The 17,390-nt window shown below is 69.8% G+C and carries 18 protein-coding genes; all 18 read right to left on the reverse strand.

Annotated elements, in window-relative coordinates; translation table 11 throughout:
- Nucleotide 1: 1 nt before the first annotated feature.
- The 18 genes from BMZ38_RS14475 to fliE all read right to left on the reverse strand — a co-directional run bounded on the left by BMZ38_RS14475 (nucleotide 2) and on the right by fliE (nucleotide 17,275).
- Nucleotides 2–946 (reverse strand): nucleotide-binding protein, encoded by a 945-nt coding sequence (locus BMZ38_RS14475; protein WP_342707644.1) that lies wholly within the window; start codon nucleotides 944–946, stop codon nucleotides 2–4.
- Nucleotides 943–2,355 carry a flagellar biosynthesis GTPase FlhF gene (gene flhF / locus BMZ38_RS14480; RefSeq protein ID WP_091339219.1) on the reverse strand — a complete coding sequence of 471 codons (1,413 nt, stop codon included), beginning with the start codon at nucleotides 2,353–2,355 and terminating at the stop codon, nucleotides 943–945. Before flhF ends, BMZ38_RS14475 begins: the two co-directional genes overlap by 4 nt.
- A 126-nt stretch (nucleotides 2,356–2,481) precedes the next feature.
- Entirely contained in the window at nucleotides 2,482–4,578 is a 2,097-nt protein-coding gene (gene flhA, locus BMZ38_RS14485; RefSeq protein ID WP_091339223.1) for a flagellar biosynthesis protein FlhA, read from the reverse strand.
- Between the two features lie 12 nt (nucleotides 4,579–4,590).
- The gene (gene flhB / locus BMZ38_RS14490; RefSeq protein ID WP_091339228.1) at nucleotides 4,591–5,727 is read right to left on the reverse strand and encodes a flagellar biosynthesis protein FlhB; all 1,137 of its coding nucleotides are present in this window, start codon (nucleotides 5,725–5,727) and stop codon (nucleotides 4,591–4,593) included.
- Between the two features lie 7 nt (nucleotides 5,728–5,734).
- Nucleotides 5,735–6,517, reverse strand: a complete 783-nt coding sequence (gene fliR / locus BMZ38_RS14495) for a flagellar biosynthetic protein FliR (protein WP_245747262.1) — start codon at nucleotides 6,515–6,517, stop codon at nucleotides 5,735–5,737.
- A gap of 15 nt (nucleotides 6,518–6,532) precedes the next feature.
- Nucleotides 6,533–6,802 (reverse strand): flagellar biosynthesis protein FliQ, encoded by a 270-nt coding sequence (gene fliQ, locus BMZ38_RS14500; protein WP_091339232.1) that lies wholly within the window; start codon nucleotides 6,800–6,802, stop codon nucleotides 6,533–6,535.
- Nucleotides 6,799–7,566, reverse strand: a complete 768-nt coding sequence (fliP, locus tag BMZ38_RS14505) for a flagellar type III secretion system pore protein FliP (RefSeq protein ID WP_091339562.1) — start codon at nucleotides 7,564–7,566, stop codon at nucleotides 6,799–6,801. Before fliP ends, fliQ begins: the two co-directional genes overlap by 4 nt.
- Before the next feature lie 47 nt (nucleotides 7,567–7,613).
- Entirely contained in the window at nucleotides 7,614–7,997 is a 384-nt protein-coding gene (locus BMZ38_RS14510) for a FliO/MopB family protein (protein ID WP_091339235.1), read from the reverse strand.
- A gap of 4 nt (nucleotides 7,998–8,001) precedes the next feature.
- A complete protein-coding gene (fliN, locus tag BMZ38_RS14515; protein ID WP_091339240.1) occupies nucleotides 8,002–8,334 on the reverse strand; it encodes a flagellar motor switch protein FliN in 333 nt (110 codons plus the stop codon).
- Complete coding sequence (gene fliM, locus BMZ38_RS14520; protein WP_091339243.1) at nucleotides 8,331–9,344, reverse strand: flagellar motor switch protein FliM; 1,014 nt, start codon at nucleotides 9,342–9,344, stop codon at nucleotides 8,331–8,333. The genes fliN and fliM overlap by 4 nt, the downstream gene beginning before the upstream one ends.
- A gap of 13 nt (nucleotides 9,345–9,357) precedes the next feature.
- Nucleotides 9,358–9,873 (reverse strand): flagellar basal body-associated FliL family protein, encoded by a 516-nt coding sequence (locus tag BMZ38_RS14525; protein ID WP_091339247.1) that lies wholly within the window; start codon nucleotides 9,871–9,873, stop codon nucleotides 9,358–9,360.
- 747 nt (nucleotides 9,874–10,620) lie between these two features.
- Nucleotides 10,621–11,637, reverse strand: coding sequence for a flagellar hook-length control protein FliK (locus tag BMZ38_RS14530; protein ID WP_091339250.1), 1,017 nt, complete (start codon nucleotides 11,635–11,637; stop codon nucleotides 10,621–10,623).
- Between the two features lie 69 nt (nucleotides 11,638–11,706).
- Nucleotides 11,707–12,144: a flagellar export protein FliJ gene (gene fliJ, locus BMZ38_RS14535; RefSeq protein WP_091339252.1), complete on the reverse strand. Its 438-nt coding sequence runs from the start codon at nucleotides 12,142–12,144 to the stop codon at nucleotides 11,707–11,709.
- Complete coding sequence (gene fliI / locus BMZ38_RS14540; protein WP_091339255.1) at nucleotides 12,141–13,484, reverse strand: flagellar protein export ATPase FliI; 1,344 nt, start codon at nucleotides 13,482–13,484, stop codon at nucleotides 12,141–12,143. The genes fliJ and fliI overlap by 4 nt, the downstream gene beginning before the upstream one ends.
- Nucleotides 13,485–13,596: 112 nt before the next feature.
- The gene (locus BMZ38_RS14545) at nucleotides 13,597–14,211 is read right to left on the reverse strand and encodes a FliH/SctL family protein (RefSeq protein WP_091339258.1); all 615 of its coding nucleotides are present in this window, start codon (nucleotides 14,209–14,211) and stop codon (nucleotides 13,597–13,599) included.
- Entirely contained in the window at nucleotides 14,211–15,221 is a 1,011-nt protein-coding gene (fliG, locus tag BMZ38_RS14550; protein WP_175483753.1) for a flagellar motor switch protein FliG, read from the reverse strand. Before fliG ends, BMZ38_RS14545 begins: the two co-directional genes overlap by 1 nt.
- Entirely contained in the window at nucleotides 15,221–16,912 is a 1,692-nt protein-coding gene (gene fliF / locus BMZ38_RS14555) for a flagellar basal-body MS-ring/collar protein FliF (protein WP_091339263.1), read from the reverse strand. The genes fliG and fliF overlap by 1 nt, the downstream gene beginning before the upstream one ends.
- 39 nt (nucleotides 16,913–16,951) lie before the next feature.
- A complete protein-coding gene (gene fliE / locus BMZ38_RS14560; RefSeq protein ID WP_091339266.1) occupies nucleotides 16,952–17,275 on the reverse strand; it encodes a flagellar hook-basal body complex protein FliE in 324 nt (107 codons plus the stop codon).
- Nucleotides 17,276–17,390: the final 115 nt, after the last annotated feature.

Here is a 17,390-nt window from a genome sequence, read left to right on the forward strand (position 1 = left end):
GTCACCACCCCGACGCCGTCACGGCCTGGCCGCCGAAGAACGCGATGCGATCCAGGCCCGCGCGCGCGGGTTCTTCCCAGTTATCGACCGCACCGGCCAATTGCTTGAATGCCTGCGACGAACGCGCCGCCGGCCACAGGTCCACGACCGCGTTCTGGCGGCGGATCGCCTGCTTGAGCCGCTCGTCCTGGGGCACGAAGCCTGAGAAATCCAGCACCACGTCCAGGAAGCGGTCGCAGACCTTGGCCAGCTTCTGGTGCAATGCGCGGGCCTCGCCGGCATTGCGCACCAGGTTGGCCACGAAGCGAAACCGGCGCACGCCGAAGTCGCGCGAGAGCACCTTGACCAGCGCATAGGCGTCGGTGAGCGAGGCCGGCTCGTCGCAGACCACCACCACCACCTCGTCGGCCGCCGCGGCGAACATCGCCACGTTGTCCGAGAGCCCGGCGGCGGTGTCGACCAGCAGGTAGTCCGGCGGCCGGGGGAGTTCGTCGAACGCGCGGATCACCGCCGCGTGCTCGCCGTTGCCCAGTTGAGCCAGCCGGCGCGCGCCGGAGCCGCCGGGGATGATCTTCAGCCCGTGCGGCGCATCCAGCAGCAGTTCCTCCAGCGAGGCGGTGCCGTCGAGCAGGTGGCCCAGGTGCCGCGAGGGCGCCAGGCCGAGCAGCACATCGACGTTGGCCAGGCCCATGTCGGCGTCCAGCAACATCACGTCGCGGCCCATCATGGCGAGGCTCATCCCGAGATTGACCGCCACGGTGGTCTTGCCGACACCGCCCTTGCCGCCAGCCACCGCGATGGCACGGCAGCGACGACGCGGCGCGCCGGTGTTGGCCGCCTGGTGCGGCTGGTGCGGTGCAGGCGGTGCCAGGTCGCGCTCGCCCGTGATCGCGTTGAACATCTCTTTCAAACCCCACGCCTGGTTCATTGCAAGGATTCCGCTCATGCCTGCGCCACCATCGCGCCGAAGCGCTCCGCCAGCAGCATTTCGTCCGTCGCCGGCGCATTGCCCTTGAGCACCTGCGCGGCGCGGCACACCAGCAGGCGCGCATCGGCGGCGGCGATGTCCTCGGGCACGCGCTGGCCATCGGTGGTGTAGTCCAGCGCCAGCCGGTGGCGGATCAGCACGGAGAGTGCGCCGCCGAGGCTCGGCGCCTCGTCGAGTTTGGTCAGGATCGCCGCATGCGGCCGCGCCGGCAGGTAGGCGCGCACGGCCTCCTCCAGCGACTGCGCCTGCGCGTTGGCGGCCAGCACCAGGCAGACGCGCAGGTCGCCCGCCTCGCCCAGCGCGTCGAGCTGCTCCTTCAACCTCGGGTCGTTGCCGGCCAGCCCGGCGGTGTCGACCAGCACGGTGTGGCAACCCTTCAGGAGCTCCAGCACCTGGCGCAGGCTCTGCGCGTCATAGGCCGGGTACACGCGCACGCCCAGCAGCCGGCCGTAGTGCTCCAGCTGCGCGGCGGCACCGATGCGGTAGTGATCGGTGCTGACCAGCGCGACCTGCGAGGCGCCGTGGCGCACGACGGCGCGGGCCGCGAGCTTCGCCAGCGTGGTGGTCTTGCCCACCCCGGTCGGGCCGACCAGGGCGGTGACGCCGCCTTCGTCGGAGCGCCCGCGGCCGCTCACGGCCAGGCCGCGGCTCAGCATGCCCAGCGGCAGGTAGCGGGCCTGCTCGGCGGTCATCTGCGCGGGCAGCTCCTCGGCCAGCGCGCGGGCGACGTCCGCCTCGATGCCAAGCCGGGTCAGCTCCCGCAGCACGCGGGCGTGCAGCGGCTGGCGCCGTTCCATGTCGTTCCAGGCCAGGCTGGAGAGCTGCATCTCCAGCATCTCGCGCAGGCTGGAAAGCTCGGCCCGCATGCGCACGGTGTCCTGCGCGGCGCGCTCGATCAGCGGATGTACCGGTGCGGGTTCGGCCGGGGCTTCGGGTGCCTGCGTTTCCACCTCGGCGCGGACAACCGCCTGGGCTGGTCGCGCTTCCGGACGCACTGGCTTGTGTTCTTCCGCCGTGACGGATCGCGTGCTGCGCCTGGCGTCCGCCGCAACAGGCACGGTGGTTTTGGCAGGAGCCTCCACCGGCGTCGGCCGATTGGCGGGCGCCAGCGTTTCGACGCTGGATCCGCGGGGCGGCGGCGGCACCGCGGCATGCACCGGCAGGGCCGGTGGCTCGGCGGACGCGGGCGCGGCGCCGTGCCGTGCGGCCTCGCGCACCAGCGCCTCGTCGTAGTCGACCGCGGCGATGATCTCGATGCCCTCGTCGAGGCGGCGCGTCGACAGGATCACCGCGTCGGGCCCCTGCTCCTCGCGCACCTCGCGCATCGCCTGGCGCATGTCCGGCGCCACGAAACGTTTGATCTTCATTGCTGCTTGCTCCGCAAGCGGGTCGGAGCCATCGCGCCGCTCGCCGGCGCGCGCGCGGCACCGGCCCCGGAACCCTGTGCTGCCTGCTTGTGCGAGTTGCCAACCACGATGCCCGTCTCCCGGCCTTTAACGTCCCAGCGCCTGGACCAGCCGCACCCTGCGGTTGTCCGGCACCTCGTTGTAGGCCAGTACGTGCAGGTTCTGTGCCACGTGGCGGGTGAAGCGCGCGAGCCACGGGCGCAGCTGCGGCGGCACCAGCAGCACGGCCGGTTCGCCGCCCATTTCCTGGCGTCGGGCGGCGTCGGCAACGCTCTGCTGCAGGCGGTCGGCCAGGCCCGGCTCCACCGCCGCGCCGGCCACGCCGCCGCCGGCGAGCGAATTCATCAGGATCTGCTCGAGTTCCGGCGCCAGCGTGATGACCGGCACCTCGGTGCCCAGCCCGGTAATCTCCTGCACGATCTGCCGGCCCAGCGCCACGCGCACGGCGGCGGTGAGGATGCCGGGATCCTGACTTTGCCCCGCGTGCTCCGCCAAGGTTTCGACGATCGTGCGCATGTTGCGGATCGGCACGCGCTCGGCCAGCAGGTTCTGCAGCACCTTGACCACCACACCCAGCGCCAGGCGCTTGGGCACCAGGTCCTCGACCAGCTTCGGCGCCGTCTGCGCCAGACGGTCCAGCAGTTGCTGGACATCCTGGTGACTGATCAGTTCGTGCGCGTGCGTCTGCAGGATGTGCGACAGGTGCGTGGCGACCACAGTGGCCGGGTCGACCACGGTGTAGCCCAGGCTCTGCGCCATCTCGCGCTGGCCTTGTTCGATCCATACCGCTTCGAGCCCGAACGCCGGGTCCTTGGTCTGGATACCCTGCAGCGGCCCATGCACGCGGCCCGGGTTGATCGCCATCAGGCGGTCGCCGTGCACTTCGGCCTCGCCCATCGGCACGCCCATCAGGGTGATGCGGTAGCTGTTGGGTCCCAAGTCCAGGTTGTCGCGGATGTGCACCGCCGGGACGAGAAAGCCGAACTCCTGCGACAACTTGCGCCGCACCGACTTGATCCGGCCCATCAGTTCGCCGCCCTGGTGGGTGTCGACCAGCGGGATCAGCCGGTAGCCCACTTCCAGGCCGAGCGGATCGACGCTGGCGACGTCGTCCCAGCCCAGCTCCATGCGCTCCGGCGGCACCTGCGCCGTCGCGGCGGCCGGTTCTGCAATGGCCTCGGCCAGCTTCTCGCGCGTTTCGCGCTCGCGCTTGATCATCAGGTACGCCGCGCCGCCGCAGCAGCCGCCGAGCAGCAGGAAGGCCAGGTTCGGCATGCCCGGGATCAGGCCCATCACGCCCAGCACCGCGCCCGCCACGGCCAGCGCGCGCGGCTGGCCGAACACCTGGCCGAGCACCTGCTTGCCCATGTCCTGCGACTTGGACACGCGGGTGACGATCACCGCGGTGGCAATCGAGAGCATCAGCGCCGGCACCTGCGCGACCAGGCCGTCGCCGATGGTCAGCAGGGTGTAGGTCTTGGCCGATTCGCCCGCGCCCAGTCCGTGCTGGAACATGCCGACGAAGAAGCCGCCGACGATGTTGATGAAGAGGATCAGGATGCCGGCGGTCGCATCGCCGCGGACGAATTTGGAGGCACCGTCCATCGAGCCGTAGAAGTCCGCTTCCTCGCGTACTTCCTGGCGGCGCTCGCGGGCCTGTTCCTGGGTCAGCAGGCCGGCGTTGAGATCGGCGTCGATCGCCATCTGCTTGCCGGGCATCGCGTCCAGGGTGAAGCGGGCGGTGACTTCCGACACGCGGGTGGCGCCCTTGGTGACCACCACGAAGTTGATGATGGTCAGGATCGCGAACACCACCAGGCCAACCGCGAAGTTGCCGCCGATGACGAACTCGCCGAAGGCCTCGATCACCTTGCCGGCCGCCCCCGGGCCGTCGTGGCCGTGCAGTAGCACCACGCGGGTCGAGGCGATGTTCAGGGCGAGACGTAAAAGCGTCGCCATCAGCACGACCGTCGGAAAAGCGGCGAATTCCAGCGGCCGCATCACGTAGATCACCGCCAACAAAATGACGAGCGACAGCGCGATGTTGAAGCTGAACAGCATGTCCAGCAGGAACGGCGGCATCGGCAGCATGACCATCGCCAGCATCGCCAGCATGACCACCGGTGCGCCGACGCCGCGGCGTCCGAGCTGCTTGAGACTTTCCATTGCGCCTGCGGCGGCCATCTGTGCTTCCCCTTAGAACTTGTATGGCCCCATCAGGTCCGGATCGACCTCGGGCTGCGGCGCCGGCGGCGGCTCGTCGCCGCGTGCCGTCGCCTGCTTCAACTGGTAGACGTAGGCCAGTACCTGCGCCACCGCCACGTACAGCGAGACCGGGATTTCCCGGCCCAGCGAGGTGGTGGCATACAAGGCGCGTGCCAGCGGCGGCGCCTCGACCATCGGGATGCGGTGGCCGCCCGCCACCAGGCGGATCTGCTGGGCCAGCACGTCGACGCCCTTGGCGATCACGCGCGGCGCGCCGTTGCCGTTTTCGTCGTACTTGAGGGCCACGGCGAAATGGGTCGGATTGGTCACGATCACGTCGGCCTTGGGCAGCTCCTGCATCATGCGCCGGCGCGACATCTCGAACTGCACCTGGCGGATGCGGCCCTTGAGCTCGGGGTTGCCCTCGGTTTCCTTGGCCTCGTCCTTCAGTTCCTGGCGCGTCATGCGCAGGCGCTTGGCGTGGTCGAACTTCTGGTAGAGCGCATCGCCGCCGCCGATCAGCGCGAGCAGTGCGCCGAACAGCAGGGCCGAGCGGCCCAACAGCGACATCGCGCGCACCACGCCCAGGGTCACGTCGGCACGGCCCAGCGCCTGCAGCTCGTCCACCGAGTGCTTCAGCAGCAGCGCCAGCGCGCCGCCGATGAAAAGCAGCTTGAGCAGGGCCTTGCCGAGCTCCACCAGGCCGCGCATGGCGAAGATGCGGCCCAGGCCGGCCGCGGGATTGAGCCGGTCGAACTTCGGCTGCAGCGCCTGTCCACTGAAGTGGATGCCGCCCAGCAACACCGGCCCGGCAAAGGTGGCCAGCAGCGTGGCCACCGCCACCGGCGTGAACAGCATCAGCGCTTCGCGCACCGCCATGCCGAGCACGCGGGCCGGCAGTGCGTCGGAGAACAACGCCGCGCGGCTGTAGTCCAGGCCCAGGTGATAGATCGTGCGGGCGTGGCTCATCGCCCGCTCGCTGCCCGAAAGCAGCGCGGCCACGCCCGCCAGCGTCACCAGCGCCCCGGAAAGGTCGCGCGAGCGCGGGACGTCGCCTTTCTCGCGCGCTTCCCGGAGCCGTTTTTCCGATGGCTGTTCCGTGCGTTCCTGATCGTCGTTCTCGGCCATGGGAACGTCAGCCTCCCATCAGCTCGTGCATCAACGACCAGGCGCTGTCCTGCAGCGTCTCGAACGCGCCCGGCAGTGCGCGCAGGCCCAGCCACAGCGCGATCGAGCCCAGGCAGAGGGTGATCGGAAAGCCGACCGCGAACAGGTTCATCGACGGCGCCGCGCGGCTGATCGCGGCAAAGCCGATGTTCACCACCAGCAGTGCCGTGACCGCCGGCAAGGCCACCCGCACCGCGCCGGCGAACAGGTGCGCGCCGAACAGCACCACCGCGTGCAGGCCTCCGGCGTTGATGGCTACCGGCCCGGGCGGCAACGTGTGGAAGCTCTCGGCCAGCAGCTGGATCAACCGCAAGTGGCCGTTGAGCGCGAGGAACAGCAGCGTCACCAGCACCATGTAGAACTGACTGAGCACCGGCGTGCTGCCGCCCCCGCCGGGATTGACCACCTCGGCGAAGCCCAGGCTCATGCCCTGCCCCACCAGTTCGCCACCGAACGCCACCGCCTCGAAGACCAGCTTGAGCACGAAGCCGACCGAGGCGCCGACCAGGATCTGGCTGACCATGGTGGCCACGCCCGTGGCGCTTAGCGGATCGATCGCCCCCGGCGCGAGCGGCGCCAGCACGAGCGTCAACATCATCACCAGGCCCACGCGAATGCGCGCGGGGATCATCGACGAGCCCAGCACCGGCGCGACCAGGCACAAGCCGCCGACCCGGCCCAACGCCCACAGCAGGCCGCCCAGCCAGTTCTCCAGTTGCGCGAGGTCGACCATCGGCACGCCGTTGCCCATCACCTGGCGACCCCGTTACTTGACGGCACCCGGCAGCCCCTCGATCAGCTGCCGGGTGAACTGCACCAGCGTGCGCAGCATCCACGGGCCGGTGATCAGCGCCACCACTGCCATCGCGATCAGCTTGGGGATGAACGAGAGGGTCATCTCATTGATCTGCGTAGCCGCCTGGATCACGCCGATCAGCAGGCCCACGGCCAGTGCGGTGAGCAGCAGCGGCGCGGCGACGAGCATCGCCACGTAGAGCGCGTGCTGGCCGAATTGGATGACGGATTCAGGAGTCACGTGTAGAAGCTCCCGGCCAACGTCCCGATCAACAGCGTCCACCCGTCCACCAGCACGAACAGCATGATCTTGAACGGCAGCGAGATGATCATCGGCGACACCATCATCATGCCCATCGACATCAGCACGCTGGCGACCACCAGGTCGATGATCAGGAACGGGATGAACAGCAGGAAGCCCATCTGGAACGCGGTCTTCAGTTCCGAGGTCAGAAACGCCGGCATCGCCACGCGGAACGGCACGTCGTCCCTGCTGGCGTAGGGCTTCTCCTTGGCCAGTTGGGTGAACAGCTGCAGGTCGGCGTCGCGCGTCTGGTCGAGCATGAAGCGCTTGAACGGCGCGCTGGCGGCGGGGAGCGCCTGCTCGGCGGTCATCTGGCCATCCATGTACGGCTTGACGCCGTCGCTGTAGGCCTTGTTGAACACCGGCCCCATCACGAACAGGGTGAGGAACAGCGCCAGCCCCAGCAGCACCTGGTTGGGCGGCGTCGACTGCGTGCCCAGTGCCTGGCGCAGGAAGCCCAGCACGATGATGATGCGGGTGAACGAGGTCATCATCAGCAGGATCGCCGGCAGCAGCGTCAGGACCGTCATCAGGCCCAGCAGCTGCAGCGAGAGCGTCCAGTTCTTCGCGCCGCCGGGTGCGTCGTGCACGGTCAGCACCGGGATGCCGGCCGGCGCAGCGGGGCTGGCCGGCATGCTCAGCGCGGGGGCCTGCGTCGGCGCGGCTTGCGGTGCGGCGGCGGCGAACAGCGGAAGCAGCATCAGCAGCAGCGCGAGCGCCCAACGGGCGCCGCGGAACGAAAACGGATTCACGACTTGCCTTTCCAGCGCGACAGCAGTTGCGCGAAGTTGGGAGCGGCCGGCATCGCCGCCGGCGGGTTGGCCTCGACCGGAGCCGCGCCTTCATAGACGTGCAGTGTGCGCAGGCCGCCCTGCCCCACGCCGACCAGCAGGCGCTTGCCGTCGGCATCGAGCAGCAGCACGCGCTCGCGCGCACCCACGGCGAAGGTCTCCACGCAGCGGATGCGCCGCCCGCCCGGCAGCGTGCGCGCCTGCAGGCGACGGCTCATCCAGCCGGCCACGAAGATCAGCGCGACTACCGCGGCGAGACTCAAGAGCACCCGCAGCAATTCCCCGCCGACATTGATGTCGGGCGCGGCGGCGGGCGCGGCGAAGATCAGGGCGGCCAGCATCGGATCAACGCAGCTTGCGCACGCGCTCGGCCGGGCTGACCACGTCGGTCAGGCGGATGCCGAACTTCTCGTTGATCACCACCACCTCGCCGTGTGCCACCAGCGTGCCGTTGACGAACACGTCCAGCGGTTCGCCGGCCGCGCGGTCCAGCTCCACCACCGAGCCCTGGTTGAGCTGCAGCAGGTTGCGGATGCTGATGCGGGTACGACCGACCTCCATGGCCAGGGTCACCGGCACGTCGAGGATCATGTCCAGGTTGACGTCGCCCTCGCCGGCAAAGCCGTTCAGGGCGTCCGATTCGATGCGGTCTACGATCGCGGCGTCGTTGGCAGTCATGCGCTTTTCTTCTCTGTGAACTCGCCGGACGCGCGCTTTTCGCGGCGGCCGACATGGGCCTGGAACTGGATGGCCGTGTGGCCGTTGGATAGGCCGTAGCGGCCGCGGAACACCGGCACGTCCTCGGCGAAGACGGTGCACAGCTCGGGCAATGCCACCGGTATCACGTCGCCCGGCTTGAGGCCCAGGAAATCGCCGATGGACAGTTCCGCCTCGAGCAGCAGCGAGCTCAGTTCCACCTCGGCGTCGAGCACCTCCTCGTGCAGGTGCTCGGTGAAGCGGTCGTCGCGGTCGGCCAGGTCGCTCTGCACGCCGGCATCGAGCAGGGTGCGGATCGGCTCGACCATCGCGTAGGGCAAGGTCAGGTGGATTTCGCCGCCGCCACCGTCGAGCTCGACGTGGAAACGCGACACCACGACGGTTTCTGTCGGGCTGACGATGTTCGCGAACTGCGGGTTGATCTCGGAATTGAGGTACTCGAACTCCAGCGGCAGCACTGGGTTCCACGCCTCGGTCATCGCGCCGAACAGCTCGCTCAGCATGATCTGGATCACGCGGTTCTCGGTCGCGGTGAAGTCGCGGCCCTCGATGCGCGCGTGGAAGCGGCCATCGCCGCCGAAGAAATTGTCGATCACGGTGAACACCAGCCGTGGCTCGAACACCACCAGCGCGGTGCCGCGCAGCGGCTTGATCTTGACCAGGTTCAGGTTGCTCGGCACCGCCAGGCTGTGCACGTACTCGGCGAACTTGACCATCTTCACGCCGAGCACCGAGACCTCGCAGCTCTTGCGCAGCACGTTGAACACGCCCAGGCGGAAGAAGCGCGCGAAGCGGTCGTTGACCATCTCCAGCGTCGGCAGGCGGCCGCGGACGATGCGGTCCTGCTGGGTGAAGTCGTAGGACTGCACCGTTTCGGTCGGCGGCGGCTCGTCCTCGCCGGTGGCAACGCTGCCGCCGGTGACACCGTCGAGCAGCGCGTCGATTTCGTCCTGGGAAAGAAGGTCGCTCATGGGCGCGATGGCCTCACTGCATCACGAAGCTGGTGAAGTACAGCGCGTCGATGCCGGGCTTGCCGGTACGCGACGCAACGATGCTGCGCACGGCATCGAGCGCCTCGGCCTGCAGCTTCTGCTTGCCGGCGGGGTCGCTGAGGATGGCGTAGTCCTGGCGGCTGAACAGCATCACCAGCGCGTTGCGCACCACCGGGTCGACGCTCTTGACGGTGTCCAGCGCGGCCTGGTCGTGCGCCATCAGGGTGACGCCGACCTGGAGGTAGCGCATGGATGCGTCGTCGCGGAAATTGACCACGAAGGCGGGGTCCAGAGGCAGGAACAGTTCCGGCTGCGTGTCGACCGGCTTGGCCTCGGCACCGTGCTTGCTGGTCGCCGCAGTGGTTGCCTTGCCGTGGCCGCGCAACGCGGTCAGCGCGTAGGCGCACACGCCAGATACGGCCAGCAGCGCCACCGCCAGTCCGATCACCAGCGGCGAGCGGCTCTTCTTCGGCACCGTTGCGACCACTTCTTCTTCGGTTGTTGCCATGCCTAACCTCGGTCCGTATGTGTCCGTCGGGGCGACAGGCGCCACCGTGCAGGAGCGTTGTTGCAAGCCGCATGCCATGGTGGGGGCGCCTTGTCCCTGCAGGGTTTGCGGCCAAGGCGGCGCTTTCTTGACGCGTGGCGGGGAAAGGGCGCGTCGCGATCACGACGAGCGCCTGAAAGTCGGCAGCGGGCGCTTCGAGTCATGTGCGGCGCGCCTGGACTCGGCGCGAACGGGCTCGAAAGCTCAGGCTCTCGAGTCCTTCTCCCTCCGGCAGAAGGTTGGGTGAGGGTTCGGTCTTGCCGGTGCGTATGCTCCGTCCGGACCCTCACCCGCCTGTCGGCACCCACTCCCGAAGGGAGAGGGCTCGAATAGACGGGTTGAGGCCGGGATTTCGACTTCGGCGCTGCGCGCCTACGCTCAGCGCGAACGGGTTCGAAAGCGCGGGCTCTTGAGCCCCTCTCCCTCCGGGAGAGCGGTTGGGGTGAGGGTCCGGTGGTGCCGATGAGCGCGCTCTGCCCGGACCCTCACCGCCTGTCGGCACCCATTCCCGGAGGGAGAGGGTTCGAATGGGTGGTTCGAGGCTGGCACCTCGACTTCGGCGCTGCGCGCCTACGCTCAGCGCGAACGGGTTCGAAAGCGCGGGCTTTTGAGCCCTTCGCCCCGCGGGACAGGAGTTGGCGTGGGGCCAGGCCGGAAAACCCGTTCGCCGTGAGCGTAGGCCACAGGCCGTATTCGAACGGCCTTGCCTCAGGCGAACGTATCGAGCATCCCGAGCGCCGTTACCGGGACGCTCGCCCTCGTCACGGACTCCGGCTCGATCTCGCCGACCGTACCGGCCGTTTCGCCCCCACGTCCGCCCTCGCCCTGCTGCTGGCGCTGGCCGACATCGGCATGGCCCAGCGCCAGGCCATGGTGCGCGAGCAGCGCGTCCAGCTGAGGCAATGTCTGCTGGACGGCGTGTACGGCGGCCGGGTGCTGCACGGCGAAGCTCACATCGACGCGGTCGTGGTTCATGCTGACCTTGACGTCGAGCGTACCCAGGTCTTCCGGGTGCAGGCGGATGCGTGCCTGCTTGACGTCCTGGTGGCCCAGCCATACCACGTGCTGGCCCAGCTCCTGCGCGAACGCGGGGGTACCGGCAGGGCTGGCGATGTTGAGGGTGGGAGCCGGCGGCGCCGTGTTCGCAGGCGTAGGCATCGCTGGCTGGGCGCCGGACGCAGCGGCCATCTGCAGCGCATCCAGCGGGGTGTCCTTCTGCTCGGATGGCTTGGCCAGCATCGGCGCGAGCGCGTTGGTATCCAGGTTGACCGCCGGCCTGGCGGCCGCGGCCGTGGCCGCTGCACCGGCGAGCAGCATGAGCGCGGCCGGCTGCCTGGCGACCGTTCCAGCGGTACCGGCAACCTTGGCCGGTGCCGCCGCCACGCCGCCGGCCTGAGCCAACGGCTTGGCCGGCGCCGCCTGGCCGATCAGCGTAAGCATCGCCGCAGCCAGCGCGGCGGCGTCGGGGTTGGTTTCGTCCTTTGCCGAAGCGTGCGAAGGCTTGCCCTGGCCGGTCCTGGCGGTCGCCGGATCGTTGGTCGAGGGCGACTCGTGCCCGTCCTCGTGCGCCGGCCTGTCCTGCGCGTCGCCGTGCTGCTGGCGGGCCGCGTCCAGGTGGCGGTCGAAGCGATTGTCGTCAGCGGCGGAAGCCGGGTCGGCGGCAGTCCGCGCGGGTGCGGGGGCCGGCGGGGCGGCGGGGTTCACGGCGGCGGTGGTCGCGCTCATGGCACTTCCTTCAATGGCGTCAAACGACGTGCGTCAGGCACTGGCGTGCAAACTCCACGCCAAGCGTGCTCACGGCTGGCGGTTGGGGCGGCGGTACTGCATGCGCTCGTCGACGTCGTTCTGCTCGCGGCGCTCCTCGGCCTTGCGGTCCTGCTCGCGGTATCGGTCGATCACGTTGTCCAGCGCGGCCTCACGGGCGTGCGCGTCGCGCCAGAGCCCCCGCACCTGGTCGAGCAGGCGGTGCTGGCGTTCGATCTCCAGGGTCTGCTGGGCGATCGCGCGGTCGATGCGTTCGACGAATTGCTGGCGGTTCATCAGCGCGGTGGCCGTCAATCCGCCGGCGCTGGGTGGGTTGGCGTACTCCTGGCGATAGCCGCGCAGCTCCATCAACTGCCGCTCGGCCTTGGCCAGCCGCTGCTGCTGCTCGGCGAGCTTGAGCACGGCATCTTCGCTGCGCTGCTTGGCCTGGTCGGCGGCCGGCTGCAGGCGGTCGGCGCGCTTGCTCATTGGGCCGCCTCGGCGGCGAGGGCATCCAGCGCGCCGATGCCGTCGGCGAGGCTCATCGGTTCGTCCACTTCCTGCTGCAGGAACGCGCGCAGCTTCGGCCACATCACGATGGCCTGGTCGACCTGCGGGTCCGAGCCCTTCTGGTAGGCGCCCACCGCGATCAGGTCGCGCTGCTGGCGGTAGGCCGAGTAGACCTGGCGGAATCGCTGCGCGGCGCGCTGGTGCTCGCGCGCGGTGACCGCCGGCATCACGCGGCTGATCGATGCCTCGATGTCGATCGCCGGGTAGTGCCCGGCTTCGGCCAGGTCGCGCGAGAGCACGATGTGGCCGTCCAGGATCGCGCGCGCGGCATCGGCGATCGGATCGTGACGGTAGTCGTCGCCCTCGGTCAGCACGGTGTAGAAGGCGGTGATCGAGCCGACACCCTCGGCGTCGTTGCCGGCACGCTCGACCAGCGCCGGCAACATCGCGAAGACGGAGGGCGGGTAGCCCTTGGTCGCCGGCGGCTCGCCGATCGCCAGCGCGATCTCGCGCTGCGCCTGGGCGTAGCGGGTGAGCGAATCCATCAGCAGCAGCACGCGCTGGCCGCGGTCGCGGAACCATTCGGCGATGGCAGTGGCGTACTGCGCGCCGCGCAGGCGCTTGAGCGGCGGCGCGTCGGCCGGGGCGGCGACGATCACCGCGCGACGGCGGCCTTCCTCGCCGAGCGTGTGCTCGACGAATTCCTTCACCTCGCGGCCGCGCTCGCCGATCAGGCCCACGACCACGACGTCGGCGTCGGTGTACCTGGTCATCATGCCCAGCAGCGTGGACTTGCCCACGCCGGAGCCGGCGAACAGGCCCAGGCGCTGGCCGCGGCCGACGGTGAGCAGCGCGTTGATCGCGCGCACGCCGGTGTCCAGCGGGGTGTCGATGGGCTTGCGCGCCATCGGATTGATCGGTTCGGCCTTGAGCGCGGCGTGCTCGCCGGAGTCCAGCGGACCCTTGCCGTCCAGCGGTATGCCATCGGCGCCGATCACGCGCCCGAGCAGACCGGCGCCGACCGGCAGCCCACCGGCATGGGCGAGCGGCCGTACACGCGCATTGGGCAACACGCCGTGCATCTCGCCCACCGGCATCAGCAGCAGGCGTTCGTCGGCGAAGCCGACCACCTCGGTGTCGAGCTGGCTGCCGTCGGCGGTGTCGACCAGGCAGCGCGCGCCGAGGGCGGCTTCGCAGCCCTCGGCTTCCAGCGTGAGGCCGACGACGCGGCGGAGTCGACCTTCGACGGCAAACGTGGGGGCGGCCTGCGCGCGCTGGCGCCGCCGGGCAAGCTGCTCGGTCCAGGCCGCGCGGGTCATCGACCGATACCCTCGCGACCGAGCTCCTTCTGCCCCGTGGGGAGAGGGTGACGGGCGGGGCTAGCGGGACATCGCGCCAGAACCGCCTTCGGTTTCCGGGCGTTGCCGCGACTCATGCGTCGGCCTCGGCGCCGAGAACGGCGTCGATCATGGCCGCCAGCCGCGTCTCCACGCGCGCGTCCAGCCGCGAACGTTCGCTCTGCAGCAGGCAGTCGCCGCGCCTGAGCGTGGCATCGGCCACCAGTTGCCAGTACGGTTCGGCCGCGTCCAGCTCGCGCAGCAGTGCGAGGTCGTCCGGGTGCAGGCGCACCTTCAGTTCGCGGGTCGCCGCAGGCAGCGCCGCGGCGGCCTGGCGCACGGCGTGCACGATGTGCTCCGGATGCGTGGCCAGCTCATGGGCCATCACCCGGCGGGCGACCAGCAGCGCCAGCTGCGCCAGTTCCTGCTCCACGGCCGCGTCGAGCGCATCGAGCGGACGCGCTGCCTGCGCGCACATCGACTCCAGCCGCGCTACGCGCTCGCGCCCCTGCGCGCGCGCCTCGGCCAGGCCCTGGGCGTGGCCGGCGGCGTAGCCTTCCTCACGCGCCTGGCGCTCGAGCGTTTCCAGGTCGCTGACGGTGGGATGGTTGACGGATTCGGCCGGTGCCGGGGCCTGGACGTCGCCGACCTGCGGCGGCTCCCAGCGCTGGTAGCCGCCGGCGGCATCGCGGTTGAGCACGGCGCTCATCAGACCAGGTCATCCCCGCCGCCGAGGGTGATCTGGCCGGCGTCGGCCAGCCGGCGCGCGATACCGAGGATTTCCTTCTGCGCGGCGTCCACCTCGGACACGCGCACAGGCCCGGCCACTTCCAGGTCGTCGCGCAGCATCTCGGCCGCGCGCTTGGACATGTTGGCGAACATCTTGTCGCGGATCGCCGGCTCGGCTCCCTTGAGCGCCACGATCAGGCGCGGCGACGGAACTTCGCGCAGCAAGGCCTGCATCGAGCGGTCGTCCAGCTCGACCAGGTCGTCGAAGACGAACATCAGGTCCTCGATCTTGCTGCCCAGGCCCGGGTCGTGGCTGCGGATGGCGGCCATCAGCTCGGCCTCGCGGCTGGTCTCCATCGCATTGAGGATGCTCGCCGCGGCCTTCAGGCCACCGACGCTGGCGGACTTCAACTTGTTGGTGTTGCCGGAGAACTGGCGCTCCATGATTTCGTCCAGCTCGTTCAGGGCATGCGGCTGCACGCCGTCGAGCGTGGCGATGCGCATGATCGCGTCCGAGCGCGTGCGCGCGGGCAGGTAGCCGAGCACTTCGGCGGCCTGGTCGTGCTCCAGGTGCGCCAGCACCAGTGCGATGATCTGCGGGTGCTCCTGGCCGATCATCTCGGCGATCGAGCGGCCCTCCATCCACTTGAGCGATTCCAGGCCCTTGCTGGAGCGCCCCAGCAGGATGCGGTCGATCAGATTGCCGGCCTTGGTTTCGCCCAGCGCGTTGGTGAGGATCTTGCGGATGTAGTCCTCGGTGCCGACGCCGAGCGAGGTCTGCCGGCCCAGGTCGTCGTGCAGGCGGGTGAGCACCTGGTCGACCTGCTCGCGCGAGACGGAGGTGAGCACGGCCATGGCCTGGCCGACCGCCTGCACGTCGCGCGCGGACAGGTGCTTGAGCACCTCCGCGGCATCCTCCTCACCGAGGGTGAGCAGCAGGATCGCGGCGCGCTGGGCGCCCGAGATGGATGTGTCTGCCTTGCCTGACATCAGACGCCGTCCTCGCCCACCCAGTTCCTCACCACCTGCGCCACCTGCTTGGGATTGTCGCTGACCATGCGGCGGGCCAGGCCCACCTTCTGTTCGTAGCCGAGCACCTGCGAGGGTCCCGCCAGCCGGCTGCGCTCATCCTCCGGGTCATCGGCCACGCGCACGGAAACCGTAGGCATCCTGCCGCCGGCGCCGGCCAGCGCCGGCTGCGGCGCGCCGCGCAGCAGTCCCTTGAGCAGCGGGCGCAGCAGGCCGAAGGCGACGATCAGCGCGATCAGCACGCCGATGCCCTGCTTGATCAGGTCCAGCGCGCCAGGACGCTGCCACAACGGCAACTCCTCGGGCGCGTCGGCGGCAGGCGCGGTGTGGAAGGCCTGGTTGATCACGCTGACGCTGTCGCCGCGCGCCGGGTCGAAGCCGACCGCGTTCTTGGCCAGCTGGGTCAGGTGGTCCAGCTCCTGCGGCGTGAATGGCACGCTGGCGTCGCCCTTCGGACCGCTCACGGACTTGTCGTCGACCACCACCGCCACGGTCAGGCGCGCCAGCCGGCCGGCCGGGTCGCTGGTGTGGCTGATGGTGCGGTCCAGCTCGTAGTTGCGGGTAGCGCTGGATGAGTTGTCGCCGGTGTCGGCCTGCGCCGTGGCCGCCGCGGGCGCGGGTGTGGCCGCCGCCTTGCCGCCCGCGTTCGGGTTGGCGGCGGTCGGCTGCGCGGTCATCACCGGCGGCTGGTTGCTCAGCGCACCCGGCACGCCGCCGTCGGCGACGCTGCCGCTGCCGTGGCGCTCGCTGCTGGTCTGCTCGCTGCGCAGCGCGGGGTGGTCGTGGCCGTACGTCTCGCTGGCCTTCTCGGTCTGGCTGAAGTCGAGGTCCACCGACACCTGTGCGTGCACCTTGCCAGGCCCCACCAGCGGGGTGAGCAGCTCCTCGATGCGCTGCGCGTAGGTGTTCTCGATGCGCGTGGCTAGACGCAGGCGGCTGTCGCCCACGGCGGCGGCGCTGTCCGGGTCACTGCCGGTGAGCAGCTGGCCCTGCTGGTCGATCACCGAGACTTGCTTGGGGTCCAGATCCGGCACCGAGGCGGCGACCAGGTGCACGATCGCGGCCACCTGGCTCGCATCGAGCTGCCGGCCGGGATAGAGCGTGACCAGCACCGAGGCGCTGCCCTCGCGGCTGTCGCGGATGAACGCCGAGGGCTTGGCCATCGCCAGGTGCACGCGCGCCGAGCGCACGCCCTGCAGGCTGCCGATGGTGTTGCCCAGGTCGGTTTCCAGCATCTGCTGGTAGCGCGTGCGCTCGGCCAGGTCACTCATGCCGAAGGGCGAATCGGACTGTGGCAGCGTGTTGGCGGCCGTGCCCTGCGGCAGGCCCTGCCCGGCCAGGCGCAGGCGCACCGCGGCCAGGTCGGACGCCGGCACCATGATCGAGCCGCCGTCGTCGCCCAGCTTGTAGGGCGTGTTGGTGGATTGCAGCGCTTGCGTGATCGCGGCGGCATCCTGCTGCCCCAGGCCCGCGTAGAGCAGGCCCCAGTTCGGTCCGCGCGACCACAACACCACTGCCACGCCCAGCGCCACGGCCGCAGCCATGCCGACCAGCAGCAGCAACTGGCGCGAGGCGGGGCTGCGCGCAAGCTGCTTGAGGTCGAAGCGGCTGGCCGGGCTGTCGGCGGTGGTGGCGATGGCGTTGTCAGCCATGGGGAGGGTTCATCCGTAGAGCGAATGGAAAGCCGGTGTTTAGACCGGCATGTTCATGATGTCCTTGTAGGCATCGACCAGCTTGTTGCGTACTTCGGTCATCGCACGCAGCGAAAGGTCGGCCTTCTGGATCGCCACCATCGTTCGGCCGAGGTCCGCGCCCGGATCGCCGCGCTCGAAGCTCGCCGCCATCTGCCCGGCCTGCTGCTGGCTCTGGCCGACGCTGGCGATCGATTCCTTCAGCAGCGAACCGAAATCCGCCTTCGCTGCCGGCGCCGCCTTGAACGCGCTTTCGGCCGGGCGCACCTGCGTGGAAAGCTGGCGCATCTGGGCGAGCAGGTTGTTGACGTCGATGGTGCTCATGTCGGGTTTCCGGCGCGTGGCGGGTTTCGAAGGGGTGTTTGCACGAGCCGTGCCATGGAAGCGGGAGCATCGCGGCGAAGACCGAGCGGCGCCCACGAAGGCGTTCGCGGGCGCG

The sequence above is a fragment of the Frateuria terrea genome (assembly GCF_900115705.1).
GTDB lineage: Bacteria > Pseudomonadota > Gammaproteobacteria > Xanthomonadales > Rhodanobacteraceae > Frateuria_A > Frateuria_A terrea.

Coding starts and splice junctions, on each gene's coding strand:
- fliN (WP_091339240.1), bottom strand. CDS start 8,334: ATGACTGCCAACGACGCCGCGATCGTAGACCGCATCGAATCGGACGCC.
- fliE (WP_091339266.1), bottom strand. CDS start 17,275: ATGAGCACCATCGACGTCAACAACCTGCTCGCCCAGATGCGCCAGCTT.
- fliM (WP_091339243.1), bottom strand. CDS start 9,344: ATGAGCGACCTTCTTTCCCAGGACGAAATCGACGCGCTGCTCGACGGT.
- BMZ38_RS14545 (WP_091339258.1), bottom strand. CDS start 14,211: ATGAGCGCCGTGCTCAACCGCGATGCCGCCGGCGGCTACCAGCGCTGG.
- fliG (WP_175483753.1), bottom strand. CDS start 15,221: ATGTCAGGCAAGGCAGACACATCCATCTCGGGCGCCCAGCGCGCCGCG.
- BMZ38_RS14530 (WP_091339250.1), bottom strand. CDS start 11,637: ATGAGCGCGACCACCGCCGCCGTGAACCCCGCCGCCCCGCCGGCCCCC.
- fliP (WP_091339562.1), bottom strand. CDS start 7,566: ATGCTGCTTCCGCTGTTCGCCGCCGCCGCACCGCAAGCCGCGCCGACG.
- BMZ38_RS14525 (WP_091339247.1), bottom strand. CDS start 9,873: ATGGCAACAACCGAAGAAGAAGTGGTCGCAACGGTGCCGAAGAAGAGC.
- fliR (WP_245747262.1), bottom strand. CDS start 6,517: ATGGGCAACGGCGTGCCGATGGTCGACCTCGCGCAACTGGAGAACTGG.
- flhA (WP_091339223.1), bottom strand. CDS start 4,578: ATGGCCGCCGCAGGCGCAATGGAAAGTCTCAAGCAGCTCGGACGCCGC.
- BMZ38_RS14475 (WP_342707644.1), bottom strand. CDS start 946: ATGAGCGGAATCCTTGCAATGAACCAGGCGTGGGGTTTGAAAGAGATG.
- flhB (WP_091339228.1), bottom strand. CDS start 5,727: ATGGCCGAGAACGACGATCAGGAACGCACGGAACAGCCATCGGAAAAA.
- flhF (WP_091339219.1), bottom strand. CDS start 2,355: ATGAAGATCAAACGTTTCGTGGCGCCGGACATGCGCCAGGCGATGCGC.
- fliJ (WP_091339252.1), bottom strand. CDS start 12,144: ATGAGCAAGCGCGCCGACCGCCTGCAGCCGGCCGCCGACCAGGCCAAG.
- fliF (WP_091339263.1), bottom strand. CDS start 16,912: ATGGCTGACAACGCCATCGCCACCACCGCCGACAGCCCGGCCAGCCGC.
- fliI (WP_091339255.1), bottom strand. CDS start 13,484: ATGACCCGCGCGGCCTGGACCGAGCAGCTTGCCCGGCGGCGCCAGCGC.
- BMZ38_RS14510 (WP_091339235.1), bottom strand. CDS start 7,997: ATGCTGGCCGCCCTGATCTTCGCCGCGCCCGCCGCCGCGCCCGACATC.